Origin of the sequence: Microbulbifer okhotskensis (genome assembly GCF_023895975.1) — a bacterium.
Lineage (GTDB): Bacteria > Pseudomonadota > Gammaproteobacteria > Pseudomonadales > Cellvibrionaceae > Microbulbifer > Microbulbifer okhotskensis.
The window spans coordinates 50,461-67,627 of sequence record NZ_JALBWM010000007.1 but is presented as its reverse complement, the minus strand read 5'-3'; the positions used below and the strand labels follow the sequence as shown (position 1 = coordinate 67,627).

General features: G+C 48.2%; 13 protein-coding genes. 4 read left to right on the top strand and 9 right to left on the bottom strand.

Features of this window, described 5'->3' with window-relative positions:
- Nucleotides 1-129: 129 nt before the first annotated feature.
- Nucleotides 130-2,829, bottom strand: a complete 2,700-nt coding sequence (locus tag MO867_RS03095) for a DEAD/DEAH box helicase (RefSeq protein ID WP_252464513.1) — start codon at nucleotides 2,827-2,829, stop codon at nucleotides 130-132.
- A gap of 75 nt (nucleotides 2,830-2,904) precedes the next feature.
- Complete coding sequence (locus MO867_RS03090) at nucleotides 2,905-3,456, bottom strand: GmrSD restriction endonuclease domain-containing protein (protein ID WP_252464511.1); 552 nt, start codon at nucleotides 3,454-3,456, stop codon at nucleotides 2,905-2,907.
- A gap of 399 nt (nucleotides 3,457-3,855) precedes the next feature.
- Between MO867_RS03090 and MO867_RS03085 the strand changes: the two genes are divergently transcribed.
- On the top strand, nucleotides 3,856-4,545 hold the full coding sequence (locus tag MO867_RS03085) for a hypothetical protein (RefSeq protein WP_252464510.1): 690 nt from the start codon (nucleotides 3,856-3,858) through the stop codon (nucleotides 4,543-4,545).
- Nucleotides 4,546-4,568: 23 nt separating this feature from the next.
- Entirely contained in the window at nucleotides 4,569-4,832 is a 264-nt protein-coding gene (gene tnpA, locus MO867_RS03080) for an IS66 family insertion sequence element accessory protein TnpA (protein WP_252464508.1), read from the top strand.
- Here the strand turns inward: tnpA and MO867_RS03075 are convergent.
- The 4 genes from MO867_RS03075 to MO867_RS23770 all read right to left on the bottom strand — a co-directional run bounded on the left by MO867_RS03075 (nucleotide 4,816) and on the right by MO867_RS23770 (nucleotide 10,921).
- Nucleotides 4,816-5,784: an IS30 family transposase gene (locus MO867_RS03075; RefSeq protein ID WP_373565858.1), complete on the bottom strand. Its 969-nt coding sequence runs from the start codon at nucleotides 5,782-5,784 to the stop codon at nucleotides 4,816-4,818. The genes tnpA and MO867_RS03075 overlap by 17 nt on opposite strands.
- Before the next feature lie 354 nt (nucleotides 5,785-6,138).
- Nucleotides 6,139-9,246: an efflux RND transporter permease subunit gene (locus tag MO867_RS03070; RefSeq protein WP_252464507.1), complete on the bottom strand. Its 3,108-nt coding sequence runs from the start codon at nucleotides 9,244-9,246 to the stop codon at nucleotides 6,139-6,141.
- Nucleotides 9,247-9,289: 43 nt separating this feature from the next.
- A complete protein-coding gene (locus MO867_RS03065; protein WP_252464505.1) occupies nucleotides 9,290-10,354 on the bottom strand; it encodes an efflux RND transporter periplasmic adaptor subunit in 1,065 nt (354 codons plus the stop codon).
- 39 nt (nucleotides 10,355-10,393) lie between these two features.
- A complete protein-coding gene (locus MO867_RS23770; protein WP_252464503.1) occupies nucleotides 10,394-10,921 on the bottom strand; it encodes a TetR/AcrR family transcriptional regulator in 528 nt (175 codons plus the stop codon).
- Between the two features lie 152 nt (nucleotides 10,922-11,073).
- Here MO867_RS23770 and MO867_RS03055 point away from each other — a divergent pair, with 152 nt between their 5' ends.
- Nucleotides 11,074-11,454 carry a YchJ family protein gene (locus MO867_RS03055; RefSeq protein WP_252464501.1) on the top strand — a complete coding sequence of 127 codons (381 nt, stop codon included), beginning with the start codon at nucleotides 11,074-11,076 and terminating at the stop codon, nucleotides 11,452-11,454.
- Between the two features lie 358 nt (nucleotides 11,455-11,812).
- On the opposite strand, the gene MO867_RS03050 is transcribed toward MO867_RS03055, so the two are convergent.
- Nucleotides 11,813-13,021 carry an RtcB family protein gene (locus MO867_RS03050; RefSeq protein WP_252464499.1) on the bottom strand — a complete coding sequence of 403 codons (1,209 nt, stop codon included), beginning with the start codon at nucleotides 13,019-13,021 and terminating at the stop codon, nucleotides 11,813-11,815.
- 432 nt (nucleotides 13,022-13,453) lie between these two features.
- On the opposite strand from MO867_RS03050, the gene MO867_RS03045 reads away from it, so the two are divergent.
- Nucleotides 13,454-14,185 carry a pseudouridine synthase gene (locus MO867_RS03045; protein WP_252464497.1) on the top strand — a complete coding sequence of 244 codons (732 nt, stop codon included), beginning with the start codon at nucleotides 13,454-13,456 and terminating at the stop codon, nucleotides 14,183-14,185.
- 63 nt (nucleotides 14,186-14,248) lie between these two features.
- On the opposite strand, the gene MO867_RS03040 is transcribed toward MO867_RS03045, so the two are convergent.
- Together MO867_RS03040 and MO867_RS03035 are read right to left on the bottom strand one after the other, a co-directional pair.
- Nucleotides 14,249-15,559 (bottom strand): polysaccharide lyase, encoded by a 1,311-nt coding sequence (locus tag MO867_RS03040; RefSeq protein WP_252464496.1) that lies wholly within the window; start codon nucleotides 15,557-15,559, stop codon nucleotides 14,249-14,251.
- A 271-nt stretch (nucleotides 15,560-15,830) separates the two neighbouring features.
- Entirely contained in the window at nucleotides 15,831-17,093 is a 1,263-nt protein-coding gene (locus MO867_RS03035) for a patatin-like phospholipase family protein (protein ID WP_252464494.1), read from the bottom strand.
- Nucleotides 17,094-17,167: the final 74 nt, after the last annotated feature.

The following is a 17,167-nucleotide window of genomic DNA, read 5'->3' as shown; positions in this document are numbered from 1 at the left end:
CTTCCTGAAAGATTAGCAGCTCCGGCGCAACTTTCATTTCGGGCCCACCGAAGAACTCCCGGTAATATTTAAGCGCTCACCCGTCTAAATCAGAAACTGCCGGACTCATTCATCTACAAACACCACCAGTCAGCGCCCGCCCTCTCCATGAAGGGCGGCGAGCAACTGTGCCACGCAAGCCTCCCTATCCCTCAGCCAATTGATATATGGCAGGGGTAACACAGGGATTCCTGCCCGGTACAAAGCCTTGTAGACCCGGTTACTATAATGTGACTCATAGTCGCCAGGAAAACCGATCAAATCGACCCCTAGAAACCTTCCTCGTACCTCACACACCACATCCACTCTCTGCCCAGCTACAGGGAAGCCTATCCAATGGGGAATTCCTTCATCACTCAGTACCCGGCTAACTTCACGCGAAAAGCTGCACACAAACGCCTCCCCTCCTCTGAGGCTAGGTGCTAAGTGGGTGTAATTGACATACCGACGAAGAAGGTGATCGGGAGCCAGAGCTTCTGGGTCAATAGACAGCGCCACCAATTGCCTTTCTTTCGCCCTCGTAATAGCAACATTAAACATATCCGCACGATTCAGGTAACTGGCTGCACGCAACGACTGACTATCTACAACCAAGGAAATCAGCATTAAATCCCGCTCTTCCCCCTGAAAACCATAAGGCGTGGCCACACGCACAGAGAAAACCTGTAACTGCTTAAGTGCAAATGCCTTAGTTATCTCGACCTCCAGATACTCCACCTGGTCCCGATAAGGTGATAAAACACCGACGGAAGGCTTTATTAAAGCGGAGGCGTAGCGGTCAAAATGCCTGCCCAACTGCTTAATAACCCAATCCTTCTCTGCCCGGTTTCTGCCATTTTTGCCGCGCCTACCGCATAGCGGGTGAAACTCCAGTGCTGACTCCGACAAAGGTACTGGCCTTGCCTGCATTATTTTTAAGCGGTCGGCATAAAATGCGTGATTACTGAATGCAATCAACTCAGGGGCACTTCGGTAATGCTCATCGAGCATCACCACCGCTTTCTGGGTCGGTATAACATCGGAAGCCAGATCTAAAAGTGACTGCTCCCTATAGCTCAGGCCTGCCGGTAAATCAGGCTCACCCATGACCCCCTGCCAGATACCCAACTGTCGTTTACCAGACAAAAAGGAAACATGCCGCAACTGTTTACCATCGCCGACTATGACCGCACGTTGCGCGCGGAATAGCGCCGGAAGTGCACTAGAGACATCGCACTGAGTTGCCTCATCAAATATCACCACATCAAACAGTGTGGGCAGTAGTGGCATCACCTCATTCAGCTCATCAGCCTCGACAAGCCAGATAGGGAAAGCCTGTAACACCACCCGCATATCTGTCTGGGCAAAGCGCTCAGCCTGAACTTTTGAACTCCGCGACCGAAGCGCCTGAAGGAAGCTAGCTAGCGTACCTCTCTCCTCTTCCAATAAAATGCGTAGTTTTTCCTGGCGGTATGTATTGAGGTAGAGCGCTGCCAGCTTTTCAAAACGACGCCGGCAGCTATCGATCTGCTCCTGAAAATCCCAGAGACTTCTAACATTGAGCCGGCTACCCAATAGCGCTGCTCCATAATGAACTATCCATTGCGCCAATCGGCCAGCGCCCACAAAACGAGCCAGACGCAGTGCTCTGGAAAAGCGAACCTCTAGCCGCTGTAATTGAATATAAGCGCGCTTAACTGCCCGCTTTGCCTGAGAGGGAGTTTCCGCTCGCACCTCAACCCCCTCCTTTAGAAGAGAGTTAAGGCGGGCTTTCAAACTCTGCGCAAACCCTCTCTCTTCAGCATGCAGGCAACCCTGGGTGAGACCGTAGTCAACCCGCAACTTATCTCGCACTACCTCCAATGCCTGCGATGTTTTTGATACCACCAGCACACTCTCACCGTGAAGTATCCGGTCAATGACCATTGCCGCAATGGTAAAGCTTTTACCTGTGCCGGGCGGGCCCGACACAAGGCTCAAGGGATAGCGGGCAGCATTCTTCAGGGCCCGCTCTTGAACAGCACTCAGTAAGCCCGGCAACATTTCGGGCTCACTGACGCTTTCCCAAACCGTATCCGTTCGCCCTCCCAATAATTGTCGCAGGGGGGCTGACAGATTTACTTCCTGGGTCAACAGCTGCAGCTCATGCAGCACCCCTCTAGCCCCCCTGGATCGATCTGCAAGAACAACCGCACTTGCAGATACCAAGGATAGCCCTGAGGACTTTACAGACTGCTCGACTACAGCTTGCGCTTCCAACTTAGGCCAGCGCCCCAACTCTTCAATATTTTCCAGTATCGTAAACTGACCCAACCAGCGGCCAATAGCGCCCAGTTCAGCCGAAGTGATCGCTGAGGACGGAGCTGGAAAACCGTCTGTTGTTGAGGACTCCACATCGGATTTTAGGAGCTGTCGCAATACCGGTAGGTTGACCCGAGCATCTGCGTGGTTAATCTCCACGTAGTGCTCTTCTTCATAATACACATTAGCCGGAAAGTAGATCAGCGGCGCGCAGAGCTTACGCTTTGCTGCCAGACTGCCCTGGTGTGCGTAACTACCACATATGAACAGGCAGCCGTAAATTAATCGCCGCTCTTTTCTATGCGAATCCGCTTGTTCCAGTAATTTCGCCCCAGCAGCACCGGCCAAGGGTATACGCGGCAACTGCCCTGCTCCCAAGTAGTCTTGCTCCTCAGAGAATAGGCGCCGACTCACCTTGAGATTTAAAATATTGTTTAACGAAAGGTCGTAACTATCGGCCTGGTAACAGCGCCGAAAATACTCGATTAATTGATTGGGGGGGTGCTGCATAACAGCCTGCTATTTATCGTGAAACGACAAAATTCTAGCGGAAGCTACAATCCAGTCATACCCCCCCGGTAAATATCAACCATCGACCATCAATGACTGGTAGTGGCGCACCTCCTCATCACTTAGCTGTAAACCGTACTTTTCAACAATCGCCATAAACCGCTTAAGGTAAATCTGTTTTACTGGCATATAAGGAGGCATCCACTTATCCGGTCCCCTGTGACCCTTACTCTGGTTGCGACCGTCATCCACCAGCCACAAGTTTTCACTATCTTCTGCGAATCCCTGCTTTTGCTTGCGCGTCCAACTGGCCCCACCATGGTCGTGGGCCCATTTCAGAGGTACGATGTGTTCTACATCAAGATCTGAAGCCTTAAGAAAAAAACCACCCGTATAAGGGTCCAGCCACAACCCAGTATCCACTTTGCAATGACTAGACCGGGTGAATGTCACCGGAGAAAGAGAGTAGCGAACCAACAATTCGTGACGAGTATCCTGGCAATCCCGGTCGGGATCTGACCATTTAGGCAGCCACTCTGCCCTGTCATAAGACGCAGCCAATCCAGAAACACTAAACGAACACGCAAATACACCTAATAGAAGCCTTGAAACTGACCGAATACTCATACATCAACTACCAATCAAATCAGAGTGCTAGGTTACAAGAGAATCGACGTTGAGTGTATGCGCCGGTTCAAATCAAGAAAAAATTTACAAGCGGGACCAAAGGCCAGAGGGAAGCAAAAGACATCAATTGTCTATTTTTTCACCATTAAAGTTCTAGCAAAAAATAAACCTTATAATCCAATATGCCTATGTCAGCGATAGAATTTTAATTGATGTAATCCATTGTAATAGCACCTAGCTATTCAATCTGGCTCCATACTCCCAACCTTTGTTAACGATCACCTTCCTCCTCTTTGATAAACATTTATCCTTAAATATCAAACAACTGCGGACAGGTCGACGTTTCAGCACACCCTTACATATTATGAAATAGCAAGTTGTATTCGTGGTTGATTAAATATGAACAAGCAGACAATTAAGATTGTTTTTTATGCGATAAACGGAACGGGGCTTGGCCACATTACCAGACTCAATAATATTGCCGAAGAAGCCGTTCAAATATGCAGCGCAGTTGGTATAGAACCACATTTTAATTTCCTGATCACAACAGATGCACCTGCTATCGCCTCCAAGTTTTTAACCACTAAACTCCCATCAAAAACAATGATAAGACAGCTAAACCTTCCCGTACGAAAGACGACGGCCAGGATAAAAGCTCAGGTTAGTAACTTTATTGCCATGCATTCACCAGATTGCCTAGTCCTGGATACCAACCCCCGAGGTTCATACAACGAATTCTCCCACATCAAATCCCCGACCAAGTCTACAGTGTTTATTGATCGCCATAGAAAACCTGAAACAATAACGCAAATAGTAAAACAGACCTTGAAACTATACGATCGCGCAATTGTTCCAGAACAACAAACTGCAGGAAACCCACTTGAGCTTCACCCCAATTCTTTTTTCGTTGATAAGATTCACGGAATTAAACCAGAACAAAGCCTCACACGCAAAGAAGCAAGAACAGTTTTCGGGGCCAAAAAAAATAACCCCCTGATATATTTATCTAGCGGTGGCGGTGGCGGCAGTGAACTAAGCGATCAAGTAACCCCATCTAAAATACCAGTCAGATTTTCTCTACTCTCCTGATTTTTAACGATCAGGAATTCTCAATGAGCGCCCAGAGCAAATCCGATTTCTGGCAGGAGCATATCAGTGCCTGGAACAGCAGCGATCTTCCCCAAACGGCATACTGCCAGCATCACCAGCTCAAGCTCAGTACCTTTACTTATTGGCGCAACAAGCAGAAAAAGCAACGACCCAAGCTAATGCCGGTGACTATACCGGCTTTACAGGCTTCTGTTGATTTAACATTGCCCGACGGCATTCAGATGCAGCTGCCGGTCTCTGCGCTGAAACCTAGATTGCCAACATAAGCGACACACGCCTGCCCGCTAAAAACTCCAGCAAACTCCAATAATTTAACATTTTTCTTGACCGGGCATTAATACGAAACACCGCATCATCAATCTGACTTTTCGACAACTTGCCAAGTTCCATTCCTTTTGGGAAGAAACGCCTCAGCAGACCATTGGTATTTTCGTTCAACCCGCGCTCCCACGAGTGATACGGCTTGGCAAAATATATATTGCAGCCTAGTTTCCGCGCGATCGACTGGTGGCCCGCGAATTCGCCACCGTTGTCGAAGGTTATGGTTTTACACACTGCCTGATAAGGCTTCAGCACCTGCTTGATTGCACGGCTTACTGTCTTCTTGCTCTTATTTGATACTCTGCGAGTGAGTAATAATTTGGAGACTCGCTCAACCAAGGTTACCAGATAGCCATCTTGACCATAAACTGTGTCGCCCTCCCAGTGCCCAAGCTCGATGTTGTCATCAACAATCGCCGGACGTTCGTCAATATCGATACGCCCTGGAATGAGCTTCACTCCAGCCTCAGGGCCTTTTCGCGGCAGACGCGGCCGCCAGTTGAGCCGTTTAACCCAGCGGTAAATGGTTGAACAGCTGACTGCTTTGCCGCACTTCTCAAGCCGTATGCGCCCGGCAATTTGTTCTGAACTTGCGTTTTTCAGCTGGTGGTCGACTTGTACTTTCATGGCGAAATCGAACTTAGTGTACTTACGCGCTCCGTGCCGCCGCTGCAGCATCTGTCGGTGAGTGCTCTCCGCACTGTAAGGGCTACAGCAGTTCAGCTCGCGGGAAATGGTTTTGTTTGAACGACTGAGTTGTTGCGCAATGGCTCGGGCTGAATAGTTCTGCCCGTTGAGGACCTCGATCTGGTATCGTTCTTTGGGGGCAGCTGGCTGGTGTGGGTTCCCATGGGATTCTTGGCTTGTTTGTGTGGAAGCTAACCCGCCTACAGCCAGCTGGCCTCCTTCGCTATCGCCAAGTGTCTCGGTTGTTGTGGGAATCTAGGGTAAGACTTAATGACAAGCCTAATAAGGTTTCATTACAAGTGATAAAAAACTAAATAAAACACACCCCCACCAACCCTCCTCCTGAATGAGTTTCTCACTCCGTCAAAATCCACCCTGATTAATTTTTCGGTCCAGTAGAAATTCATACTCCCGAAAAGAAATCTATAGCCACAGTTTTAGAAAATATGTATCGGAGTAAAAATAGAGAAAGAAACTGGAATGGCGAAACGAAAAAGTCCCGAACCCCAACTGGCCAGATAGGGGGCGGGACTGATTTAAGCTTGCCCTACACTTCGATAAGCACTATGCAGATACAGGCTCGCCTGCAGATACTTTTTGCGATTTTATCTTTGCTTCCGCCTCACTACCGATTACTTCGCCAGCTTTAACCTTGTGAAATATGGCATAGAATACCGGAATTGCGATCAAGGTCAGGACCGTGGCAAAGCCCAAGCCCCCCATAATCGTCACAGCCATATCTGCAAAGAAAGCATCGAACAATAGAGGGGACATTCCCAAAATGGTGGTAACAGCAGCAAGAAATACAGGGCGTAATCGACTAACACTTGCCCGCTGAATGGCCGTCATTCTGGGTAGACCGGCATGAATCTGTACTTCGATCTCATCAACTAGGACCACCGCATTTTTAATCAACATACCAGACAAGCTAAGCACACCTAGAAGTGACATAAACCCAAAGGGCAACCCAGTCATCAATAGCCCTACGACCACCCCCACCAAGCACATTGGCACTACCAACCAAATAATGACGGGCTCACGTACAGTGCCAAATAGCAAGATCGATACCAGTATCATAATCAGGAAACCAAGCGGCAACCCCTTACCCAAGGATTTTTGCGCATCAGTGGAGCTTTCATATTCACCACCAAACTCAACCTTAAAACCTAGGGGCAGCTTCATCTCTTCAACCCAGGGGCGAATTCGACCAAAAGCAGCCATAGCCGTTACACCTTTCGGCGCGTCAGCACTAATGGTAATTGTCGGCACCCGGTTACGCCTCTGGATCAACCCTTCATCTGCAGTTACCTCAAAAGCTGTTATCAGCTGCCCAGCAGGAACATAACCCTGCTCATTGGGGCTCCACACCAAGCGGTCCTCTAAAGAGCCCACTTGATTACGGTCACTTTCAGGCATCCGGGCGATAATCGGAATAACACGATCGCCACTTTCAAAATCACCAACGGTATAGCCTGTCGTGGCGAACTGAATCATGCGACTGACATCAGCATTGGTCACCCCAGCCACACGAGCGCGTTCGTCATCCAGATGGGCGTGGATTGTCGGCTCCCGTCCCCGCCAATCGTGACGGATATCTTCAAGCCCCTTCTCGCGGAATTGATCCTCAACGCCTAATGCAAGTGCGCGTAGCGTTTTATAATCCTGACCAGAGATACGTACTTCGACGTCAGACCCACCGCCTGGACCAAACACCAAGCGCTTAAAAGTAATCAGCGCTTCAGGCTGCACTTCACGTAACTGTGATTTTGCGCGCTCGATCAACTGTGGAATTTGCTCACGATTTTCGGTACGTACAATTAGCTGGCCGTAAGAGGCATTAGGCGGCTCAGGGGCGTAAGTCAGCATAAAGCGATCGGCTCCGCGACCCGCTACCGCAGTTACAGAAACCACAGAGTCCCGCTCTTTAAAGAACTCTGTAGCCTGCTGGAGCGCCTTATCGGTGCGGTTGATATCACTACCCTGAGGCATATAGTAATTGACATAAAACAGAGGGGCATTTGAGTTTGGGAAAAAACCTTGCTTTACAAAACCAAAGCCAAAGTAACTTACCAGGGTAACCGCCACAAGCACGGTAACAGTCAGTCCACGACGCTTAAGAGCCCCTGCCAATGCGGCCGAATACATATTGTAGAAGCGACCACTGTAAGGATCATCGGCATCAGTTTCCTTACCCGGCTTAAACAGGTGATACCCTAAATAAGGAGTTACCGTTACCGCCAAAATCCAACTGAGCAGCAGAGAAATACCAATCACAGCAAATAGGGAAAAGAGAAACTCACCAGTGGCATCATCAGATAAGCCGATACCAGAAAATGCCATAATTCCAATAACTGTTGCTCCCAGAAGCGGCCAGAAAGTCTGGCCCACTACCCGGCGAGCCGCGCCTTTGGGTTCTTCGTTCCTTTGAACCCCCATTAGCATCCCTTCGGCGACCACAATGGCATTATCAACCAGCATACCCATCGCAATAATTAGAGCGCCCAAAGAAATTCGCTGCAGGTTTAACCCAAACAAATTCATAATCAGCACTGTGCCCAGAACCGTAAGGCCCAGTACAGTGCCCACCACGACACCGGACCGCCAGCCCATAAATAGGCAAAGCACCAGGGTAACAATCACTACAGAAGAGATAAGGTTAAACAGAAAGCCATTTACACTCTCTTCTACCACTCGATGCTGGTCATACACCGGATGAACTTCCACTCCTAGGGGCAGCGCCTCTTTGACTTCATTTAACTTAGCCTCAACCGCCTTACCAACATTCACGATATTGGTATTTTTAGCTCCAGCGACGCCAAGTAATATCGCCTGTTTTCCGTCGAAGCGGGCGATAAAATTGGGGCTTTCATCGTATCCAAGTGAAATATCAGCAATATCCTGAACTGCCAGCATCGCAGTAGAGCCAGGCACCCCCATAAGGATATTGCGAATAGCCTCCAGATCACTCGCGGGATTATCAACCAAAATACGGGTGCGCAAATCCTGACCGCCAATCTCACCTGTTTTTTGAGTGGAGCTTTCTGACTGCAGGACTTGCGCTATATCGTCCAATGAAAAACCAAACTGAGCAAGACGCGATTCGTCAATATCCAGATAGGCTACCTCATCGACGATACCAGAACGGGATACTTTTGCCACGCCTTCCACACCGAGTAATTCCCGGCGAATCGCCTTGGTAATTTCACGCATTTCGGTTTGAGAAAACCCCTCCCCGGTAATCGCGTAATAGATACCATATACCTCTCCAAAATCATCATTAACGACTGAAGGCAAAGCACCACTAGGGAGGTCACTTTGGGCATCATTAACCTTTCGGCGCAACTCATCCCAAACTTGGGCCAATTCACCAGAACCATACTGATCCTTTATCTCAACCCGAATTTCAGACATGCCCGGACTTGAGGTCGAGCTCACCTTATCGAGCTGACCCATTTGCTGGATCGCCACCTCGAGCTTCTCAGTAACCTCTTCCTCAACCCGCTGAGCACTGGCCCCAGGGTAAAATGTATATACCCGTGCCTCTTTGATCGTAAATGCCGGGTCCTCCAGGCGCCCAATGTCTGAAAGCCCCCAGAGACCACCGATAAGGCAGATCAACATCAACAACCAGCCATATACTGGTTTTTCAATAAATACGTCAGAAATCTTCACAACATTTTCCCTACTGTTAACAGGGCTAGAACTGACACACCAATTAGTGCTGTGCGTAATTGCGGACTGTTGCGCCTTCGTAGAGGTGCTGACCTCCTGCGGCAACCAGTTTCATCGCGGGACTTAGCCCCTCTGTGATCTGAACAGACTTACCATCGGTACGACCCAAGGCTACAGGAACCTTAACGACCGACTGATCTGCACTAATCTGCCATACGTAGGGTTTCCCCTCCGGCCCTGACTGAACTGCTGACAACGGTATCCAGAGGTCGCCACTTGATCCCTTCAGCTTTACATTCACTCGCGCTGTCATACCGGGGAGAATCTGTACATTCTCGGGACGAGGCATACCCAGCTCAACCACATAAGTCTGCGTAACGCTGTCTGCCTCAGCCTGGTGTTCACGATACTCCAACTTAAACTCCTTACCCGGTAGAAACTCAAAAGTGGCAATGACCGAACTGACCTGTTCTTCATGGACAGTTGCCAACATCTTTTCAGGCACAGAGATCTGAATTCGGACTTCAGAGATGTTTTGCAAGCGGACAATTGCTTGGCCGGACTGAACATTGGTGTAATTTTCTACCAATTGGCGGGTAGCCAGTGCATCGAAAGGTACTCGTAGTTGGGTATATGCCAAATCCTGCTCCGCTCGGTCGAGGGTAACTTTGGCAAGGTCAAAATTACTTTTTGTTTCATCCAGTTGCTGCTGTGAAATCACCTTTGAGCCTGCAAGGGAGCTCTGGCGACTCAGGGTTTTCTCCAGTAGCTCCACATTTACCCGAGCCTCTTTTACTCTACGCTGGTAATCCCGATCATCAAGCTCAGCGATCAATGTTCCTTTAGGAATAATCTCACCTTCACGAATACTGAGCTTGGCGAGCTTGCCCCCGACCTGGAATGACAGGTCGACACTCTGAACCGCTTTAACGCGACCGGCAAACTGACGATCTTTTATTTCACCGCTGTTAACAACGCTAGCAACCTTTACCGGCCACTGGCGCTCTGCCTTCTGTTGCTCCGGCGTCGACTCGGAGCAACCAACAAGAATCGTGACTGCAGCCACCAAAAAAGCCAGTGATAAACGGGGACTTACCGATTGTTTCATTTTCATCATCCACAAAATTGATTAACTGGAGGCCAACATTCACGCGAGATCGGCGGAGAGCGCCAGTAAACGTCCCTGCAAACGTTCAATGATGGGATCTTCAGGCTCAACGACACCCAACACACGCCCCAGGAACATGCCCTGTGCCGCCAGAATCAGCAGCTCAGCCATTTCCGGGTCACTGTACACATCGCATATGTTACGACGTCGCTGTACCTCTTTATCTTTTACGGGTTCCAGCAGTGCAGGATCTTCAGCTACCGCCGCAATCAGCGAACGGGGTAGACCTTCGTCATCTTCCATCAACTCAAAAATACACTTGAGGCGGGAAACCAAAAGACTATCTCCCAATGAAACGTATGCTGAGACGCTGCCATCCTCTCGAGCGATCGCAGCCTCCAACATGGCTTTCAGGAGTGACTGCTTGGTTCTAAAGTGGTGGATCAAACCGCCCTTACTCAACCCACACTGCGCCGCAACAGCATCTAGGGTGAGCTTATGCGCCCCCCTATCTCTAACCACCTCTTCTGCTGCACGCACAATGGCAGCTTTATCGACTCTCGACACATGACCTCCCGGACTTCACCCAGCAAAACCAACCAGTTGGTCGGTATACTAACGCGAGCAGATAAAACGTCAAGCTATGCTACGATTCTTCGGCGCAAAGTTCGGTTAAAAAGTGTTACGTGAGCGCTTAGCTCAACCTATAGGAATGATTTATGACGGATCAACTGTGTCCCTGCGGCTCTGGCAAGCCTCTTAACAGCTGTTGCGGACTCTACTTGTCAGGAAAAACCTACCCAACTACCGCCGAACGAGTGATGCGCAGTCGATACACCGCTTTTGCAATGGGCAATATTCAGTACCTGCACAAAACCTGGCACCCAGACACCTGTCCCGATCTACAAGCCGAGGATATCGAGACTCAGTGGACACGTTTGGAAGTGGTTAAAAGCAAGGCTGGCTTGAAGAGATCCGTGGTCGAATTTAAGGCGTGGTATACGGAAAATAATCAGGAGCACCTGATTCATGAGGTTTCACTGTTTAAACTCTATAAGAGACGCTGGGTATACGTGGAAGCCCTTCCCAGCTGGCCGTAAAGGTGTAAGCGGAACCAAGGAGTGGGGCTGATTAGCAGAAGACGGGCAATACAAAAGCCATAAAGATAGACCCACCGGAGCGAGAGTCTTTCAACTCCCGCACCTCTTTGCGAAGCTTCTGCTTACTTGAAAATCGAACAGAAGACTTGGCCTTTACGTGAGGCCCACCTTTCCTGAGCAACGGATTCCTTGCTACATAACTACGCAGCTTTTCATTCTTTGTCTCTCTCTTCACCTGAGATTACCTGATCATTGTTAATAAAGGGTTGATTTGCCAAAACACGACGCTTTAGTCAAAAATTACATTGATGCCTCCCCCCGCACAATTGGCTAGTAGCATTGTAATTGAAATAATAAATCAGCCCTTAATACAGACTACCTGGCGTAGGGTATGCACAACCTCCACTAGATCAGACTGATTTTCCATTACTGTATCGATGTCTTTATAAGCAGCTGGAATTTCATCTAAAACCCCACTGTCTTTTCTGCACTGAATGCCTCGAGTTTGCTCCTCAAGATCTCTCCGCGAAAACCTCTGGCGCGCTGCCGAGCGGCTCATTTTACGCCCGGCTCCGTGAGCACAAGAGCAAAAAGATTCCGGATTACCGAGACCCCGCACCACAAATGACTTAGCCCCCATTGAGCCTGGAATGATTCCCAGTTGATCCCTCTGAGCACTGATTGCCCCTTTCCGTGTTACAAACACATCCCGAGCAAAGTGGTTCTCACGAACTACATAATTGTGATGGCAGTTAATAGCCTCAGAAGTCAGCGTAAATGCTGGCAATTGCACCCTCAAGCACGCGAGAACTAACTTCATCATTTCCTGACGATTCAGTCTCGCATACTCCTGCGCCCAATTAACTGCTTCAATATACTCTTCAAAGTTTTCACACCCCTCAGAAAAATAGGCCAGATCCTTATCCGGAAGATTGTGCATATGGCCCGACATATCACGGCGAGCCTTTTGAATAAAATACTGCCCAATAGCATTGCCAATACCTCGACTTCCCGAGTGTAACATCACCCATACCGCACCACTTTCATCAAGGCAAAGTTCGATAAAATGATTACCGCCACCCAGAGTACCCATTTGGGTTACCCAGGTTTTTTGTGGCTGACGTAGCTTTTTCATCAGCCCGGGATGCTTTGAAAACAACCTATCCACACCGGGAGCTAAATTTTTGCAGGCAGATTCCCTGGCGCTGATCAGTTTATGTCGTCTCTGACCAACCGGCACTTTCACCTCAATGGCATCCCGCAATGCTCTTAGATTGTCTGGCAACTGATGGGCAAATAACGATGTACGCACCGCATTCATTCCGCAACCGATATCCACCCCAACGGCGGCAGGAATAATCGCACTGACCGTTGGAATTACAGAACCTACTGTCGCCCCCTTACCCAAATGCACATCAGGCATTGCGGCAATATGGGAATGCACAATAGGTAGCTGCGCTATGTTTTTTAACTGCTGAAGCGCTGCAGGCTCAATATCCTCAGCGTAAATTTTCACTGGGACTGTACCAGGCGGCGCATTTCCATTTAGCAAAGTCTTTACAGGCATAATAAATCCCTGGATTAATCCACTAGATTAAAACGGCATTCCAAGCCCCGAAACGAAAAAGCCCCGGCAATTGCCAGGGCTTTAAAGAGGTCTGGCTTGGAAAGCAAATTCACTCTCCAAGCGCAAGCACATGAAAAGCGACTAAACGAACAATGTCTTAGTATTTACACTTCGCATTTCACGGCTCCTTAGTGGGTGCGACCCATATCGAAAAATCTTACCAGTTAGAATGTTACTCCAAAAAATGGAGCAACAATGAAATTCACATGCAGTTTATGCTTCTACCACATCATGTCAAGCCAATTCTAACGGGATCCTTAAAAAAATATACTGACAGCAACCGGATATTTTTTTATCTCGAATATAGCCCCAGTTCATTCCATGCAATAAAATCCCCCTCAGCAACATCAAACTGGCGACGAACACAACATAATGACGACCAATGAGCCACGAATTCTCTTTGAAGACGACTACCTACTTGCAGCCTACAAACCAGAGGGATGGCTAGTCCATCGCTCAGACATCGATCGCCATGAACAGAAAATTCTTCTGCAATATCTGCGCAACCAGTGTGGAGGTTTTCTATATCCGGTACACCGGTTAGACAAACCAACCTCGGGCGTTATTATATTTGCTAAGAGTGGAGATATCGCCGCCCAACTCCAGAAACAACTTGAAAGTGATTTATCGGTTAAAAAATACATTGCCGTATGCAGGGGCTATTGCTCAGAGGGGGGAACCATAGACCATGCATTAGCGCCAGTAGCAGACTTTAAACATCAGAGAAAGCGCCCAAAAGCAGACTTGCCTCGGCAACCAGCCACGACCCTTTTTAAGAGACTAAAAACGATTGAACTTCCCTATGAAGTTGATCGCTACCCGACAAGTAGATATTCATTAGTCGAAGTACAACTAAAAACCGGACGGCGACATCAGATTAGAAGGCACTTCAAACATATACAGCACCCACTAATCGGATGCCCTAAATACGGAAAATCCACGCACAATCGTTTTTTTGCCAACCGTCTGGGGTGTTCCCGTCTACTGCTACATGCCTTGGAGTTGGTACTAAAGCACCCCAAATACAATACTAAGCTGAGAATTGAAAGTGCTATTCGTGGTGAATTTTCACTACTATTAAAGCAGCTCAAGTGGGAATTGTAGCTAGATTAATTTTGAAACAACCACAATCTGACGCAACTCTTCTGGCCGCCACCTTGAAAAAGCCTACAGAACGCAGGGCGCCATTTGGTCGGGATAAGAACACAGAGGCGCTGAATTAAGGATTTCAGAGGTACAACAAGCTTCACTCTCACCATTCAATTGGCCGCACCCCGCTCCTCCGCAGGCACCACATAGACTGGAACAACAGGCCCCAACTCCACTATAAATACCATTATTCTTACTCTCACACTCAAATCCTTTCAGTCCATATATTTTTCGCCCTTCACGCACAGAGATATTATCAAAGTAGGCATAAACATTTTTTGTGGGAGACCACAGTGTAGAACTGCCCCCATGAAAAGTATTAAACTTAAATTTATTAATGGCTACTCGGTTATCACCGGTGAGTCGCAACCCACTCTTCTCAACGACTTTGGCTCCATTAATAAACAATTCAATATAGCCATCTGCATTATTGGAGTCACTATTCAATTTCACAAACAACTCCACTCTATACCAGGTATCCAACTCAAATTTGAAACTGCTATCCCCCCGATATCCATCACCACAGCGCTCCACTCTATCCTGATGATAAGCATAAAGGCTTACACTACCTTCGACCCCAAAAATAACTCGAACACTCCAGCTTTTGGGATCAACTGGCAGACATCCAGAAGCCTGCCCCCCTCCCCCAAGGCCATGCAGTTTCCCTCCATATACAAACTCAAAATCATGATCAAATTTAACATCATATGACAGCGTCGCCTCGGCTACCGACCTGGACAACTGGACAGATTTAACAATTCGCTCAGAACCTTTCACAAAAGGGATATATCTCGCTTTTAATGCATAATTCCCTGCGGACAATGAAACAAGATTTAAGTAATTATCATCGAATGTAACAGCGGGTTTTGTATTAAGGTTTCTACGCAGCAACGTGCTGTCCGTATACCTCATATAGGGAATTCCCACTCTGTATTTTCCTGAGCGCATAAGTCGGCGACCTGTGCCTTCAGTAACAGAAATGCCATAAACATAAATTTTTTTTCTTACATAACGCTGCATCTCCTCATAATTCAAGTAGAAATGATAGCGATGAGAAGTTATATGGGTGCCGCACAAATTTCTGATGGAATCCCCAGAAACTCGACTTGCTTTTGTTCTTTTAACTGGGTATTGACCTCTCTCCATTGACCCACCCAGATAAAGACTGACACTAAGTGGCTTATTATAACCTTTTTGACAAGCCCACCCTGAAATTACCAGCCCTCCACCGGAATATTCAACTCGGTCAATCTCGCCAACCACTCGGCCTAAATCATGGCTGCTCGCGCCAAACGAAAAAAAAGTCACGAGTACTAACGCTGAAAACATCTCGTATAAACGCCCAGTAAAACTAATACCTCTATCAAATATAGAGCCTCACTCCATTAAGGCAAAAAAATCAACTAATTTCTTAAATCTGTCGTTCTGATAAATAGCGCTATAAAAATTACTTTTTATTCATATTCAAATGACATGAAAATGCAGCATCCTGCAGTATTTCACGCCCCGCGAGGAATCTGCATTGGACGGAAACGGCAGCACCCCGCACAACACGTGTGACTGGATTTTTTAAGACAGATTCCAACAAGAACCGGCATATTCAGCTTTGCGAATTATCCTGAGACGCCTCTTCCTGAGATTTACCGCGCATCCCAAATAGCCCTCTGCGCTCAACTTTACCTTCTGGTGCCGGCTGCAGGAAACTACGCAACTTATCCTTCTCCCACATAGCATCTTGATAGCCGAGATCAATAAGCTCTTCAATATAAGGTTTTTCAAACAATAGATAACTGGCGGCTGATGCACCACCTTCTGGATTAGTTGCACCCGTTGAACGAAACAACCAGCGAAGTGCCGGGGGAAGGTGGCCAAGCTTGCGACCACTAAGGCGCCCCAAGCTCTGCGAAGGCTCAATTACTACAGATTCGACAGGGCGCAAGAGTTTAAGGTCAGCGTGATCTGACTGATCGGCGTAATCGAGTAGCATATTGACTCGATCCAAATGCTCCAAATCAGCTTCCAAGCTATCAATAAATGCCGCATTAAAAAGCTGAGCCGCAATCTGTGCCATGGAAGGAGAGCGCATCGGTGCAGGACTGTTACGGCTCCCCCAGTGCACAGGGGAGCGATTGTCGGAAACACCCACCACAAAAACACGCTTGGCCCCCAAGTGCAAAGCGGGGCTGATTGGCGCCATCAGGCGGATAGCACCATCACAGAAATAGGCTCCATCCAACTTCACTGCCGGAAAAATTGCCGGAATAGCTGCAGACGCCAGCAGATGATCGGATGTCAGTCGAGTCGGAACACCAAAACGACGAAATCGTTGCCACCCATTCACATCTTCAGCACCTTGAAAAAAGCTAACTGACTGACCTTCGCTATAGGAGAGCGCATTCACACTGGTTGCGCGTAAATGTCCTGCGTCTATATTTTTTTGGATATTATTAAAATCAATAACCCCCTCTACCAATTCGCGCAAAGGGCTATTATCCAACAGAGCTAACGGTTTCTGCCGGCCAACACCCTGATTTAATAACGATCGGCTGATGGAAAACAAATTCCCCAGCAGGCTGCGCCAGCTAGTGCAATACACCTGCTCCACACTGAGACCCAACCAAACCGAGCACATCCTGTCGACAGCTTCTTTAAAAGTGCCAGTATGAGAAGCGAGAAGCATCGCATTCATAGCTCCGGCGGAAGTACCGCAGATTATTTGAAATGGGCGCGGATTATCTTCCGGTACTAATTCAGAAAGGGCCCGCAATACTCCTGCCTGATACGCCGCACGCGCACCCCCTCCAGAAAGCACCAGAGCGTTACGCTGGTCTGAGATCGTACTTTCGTCATTACCTGTCGACAAAGTCTTCTTCCAATACAACAAGCCCGCAAACAGCAGAGTCCGTTTAAAGGCTACTGAGAAAAATGCCCATGCAC

Excerpts from the sequence above, each read along its gene's own strand:
- MO867_RS03095 (WP_252464513.1), bottom strand. The coding sequence starts at position 2,829 with ATGCAGCACCCCCCCAATCAATTAATCGAGTATTTTCGGCGCTGTTAC.
- MO867_RS03090 (WP_252464511.1), bottom strand. The coding sequence starts at position 3,456 with ATGAGTATTCGGTCAGTTTCAAGGCTTCTATTAGGTGTATTTGCGTGT.
- MO867_RS03085 (WP_252464510.1), top strand. The coding sequence starts at position 3,856 with ATGAACAAGCAGACAATTAAGATTGTTTTTTATGCGATAAACGGAACG.
- tnpA (WP_252464508.1), top strand. The coding sequence starts at position 4,569 with ATGAGCGCCCAGAGCAAATCCGATTTCTGGCAGGAGCATATCAGTGCC.
- MO867_RS03065 (WP_252464505.1), bottom strand. The coding sequence starts at position 10,354 with ATGAAACAATCGGTAAGTCCCCGTTTATCACTGGCTTTTTTGGTGGCT.
- MO867_RS03055 (WP_252464501.1), top strand. The coding sequence starts at position 11,074 with ATGACGGATCAACTGTGTCCCTGCGGCTCTGGCAAGCCTCTTAACAGC.
- MO867_RS03050 (WP_252464499.1), bottom strand. The coding sequence starts at position 13,021 with ATGCCTGTAAAGACTTTGCTAAATGGAAATGCGCCGCCTGGTACAGTC.
- MO867_RS03045 (WP_252464497.1), top strand. The coding sequence starts at position 13,454 with ATGACGACCAATGAGCCACGAATTCTCTTTGAAGACGACTACCTACTT.
- MO867_RS03040 (WP_252464496.1), bottom strand. The coding sequence starts at position 15,559 with ATGTTTTCAGCGTTAGTACTCGTGACTTTTTTTTCGTTTGGCGCGAGC.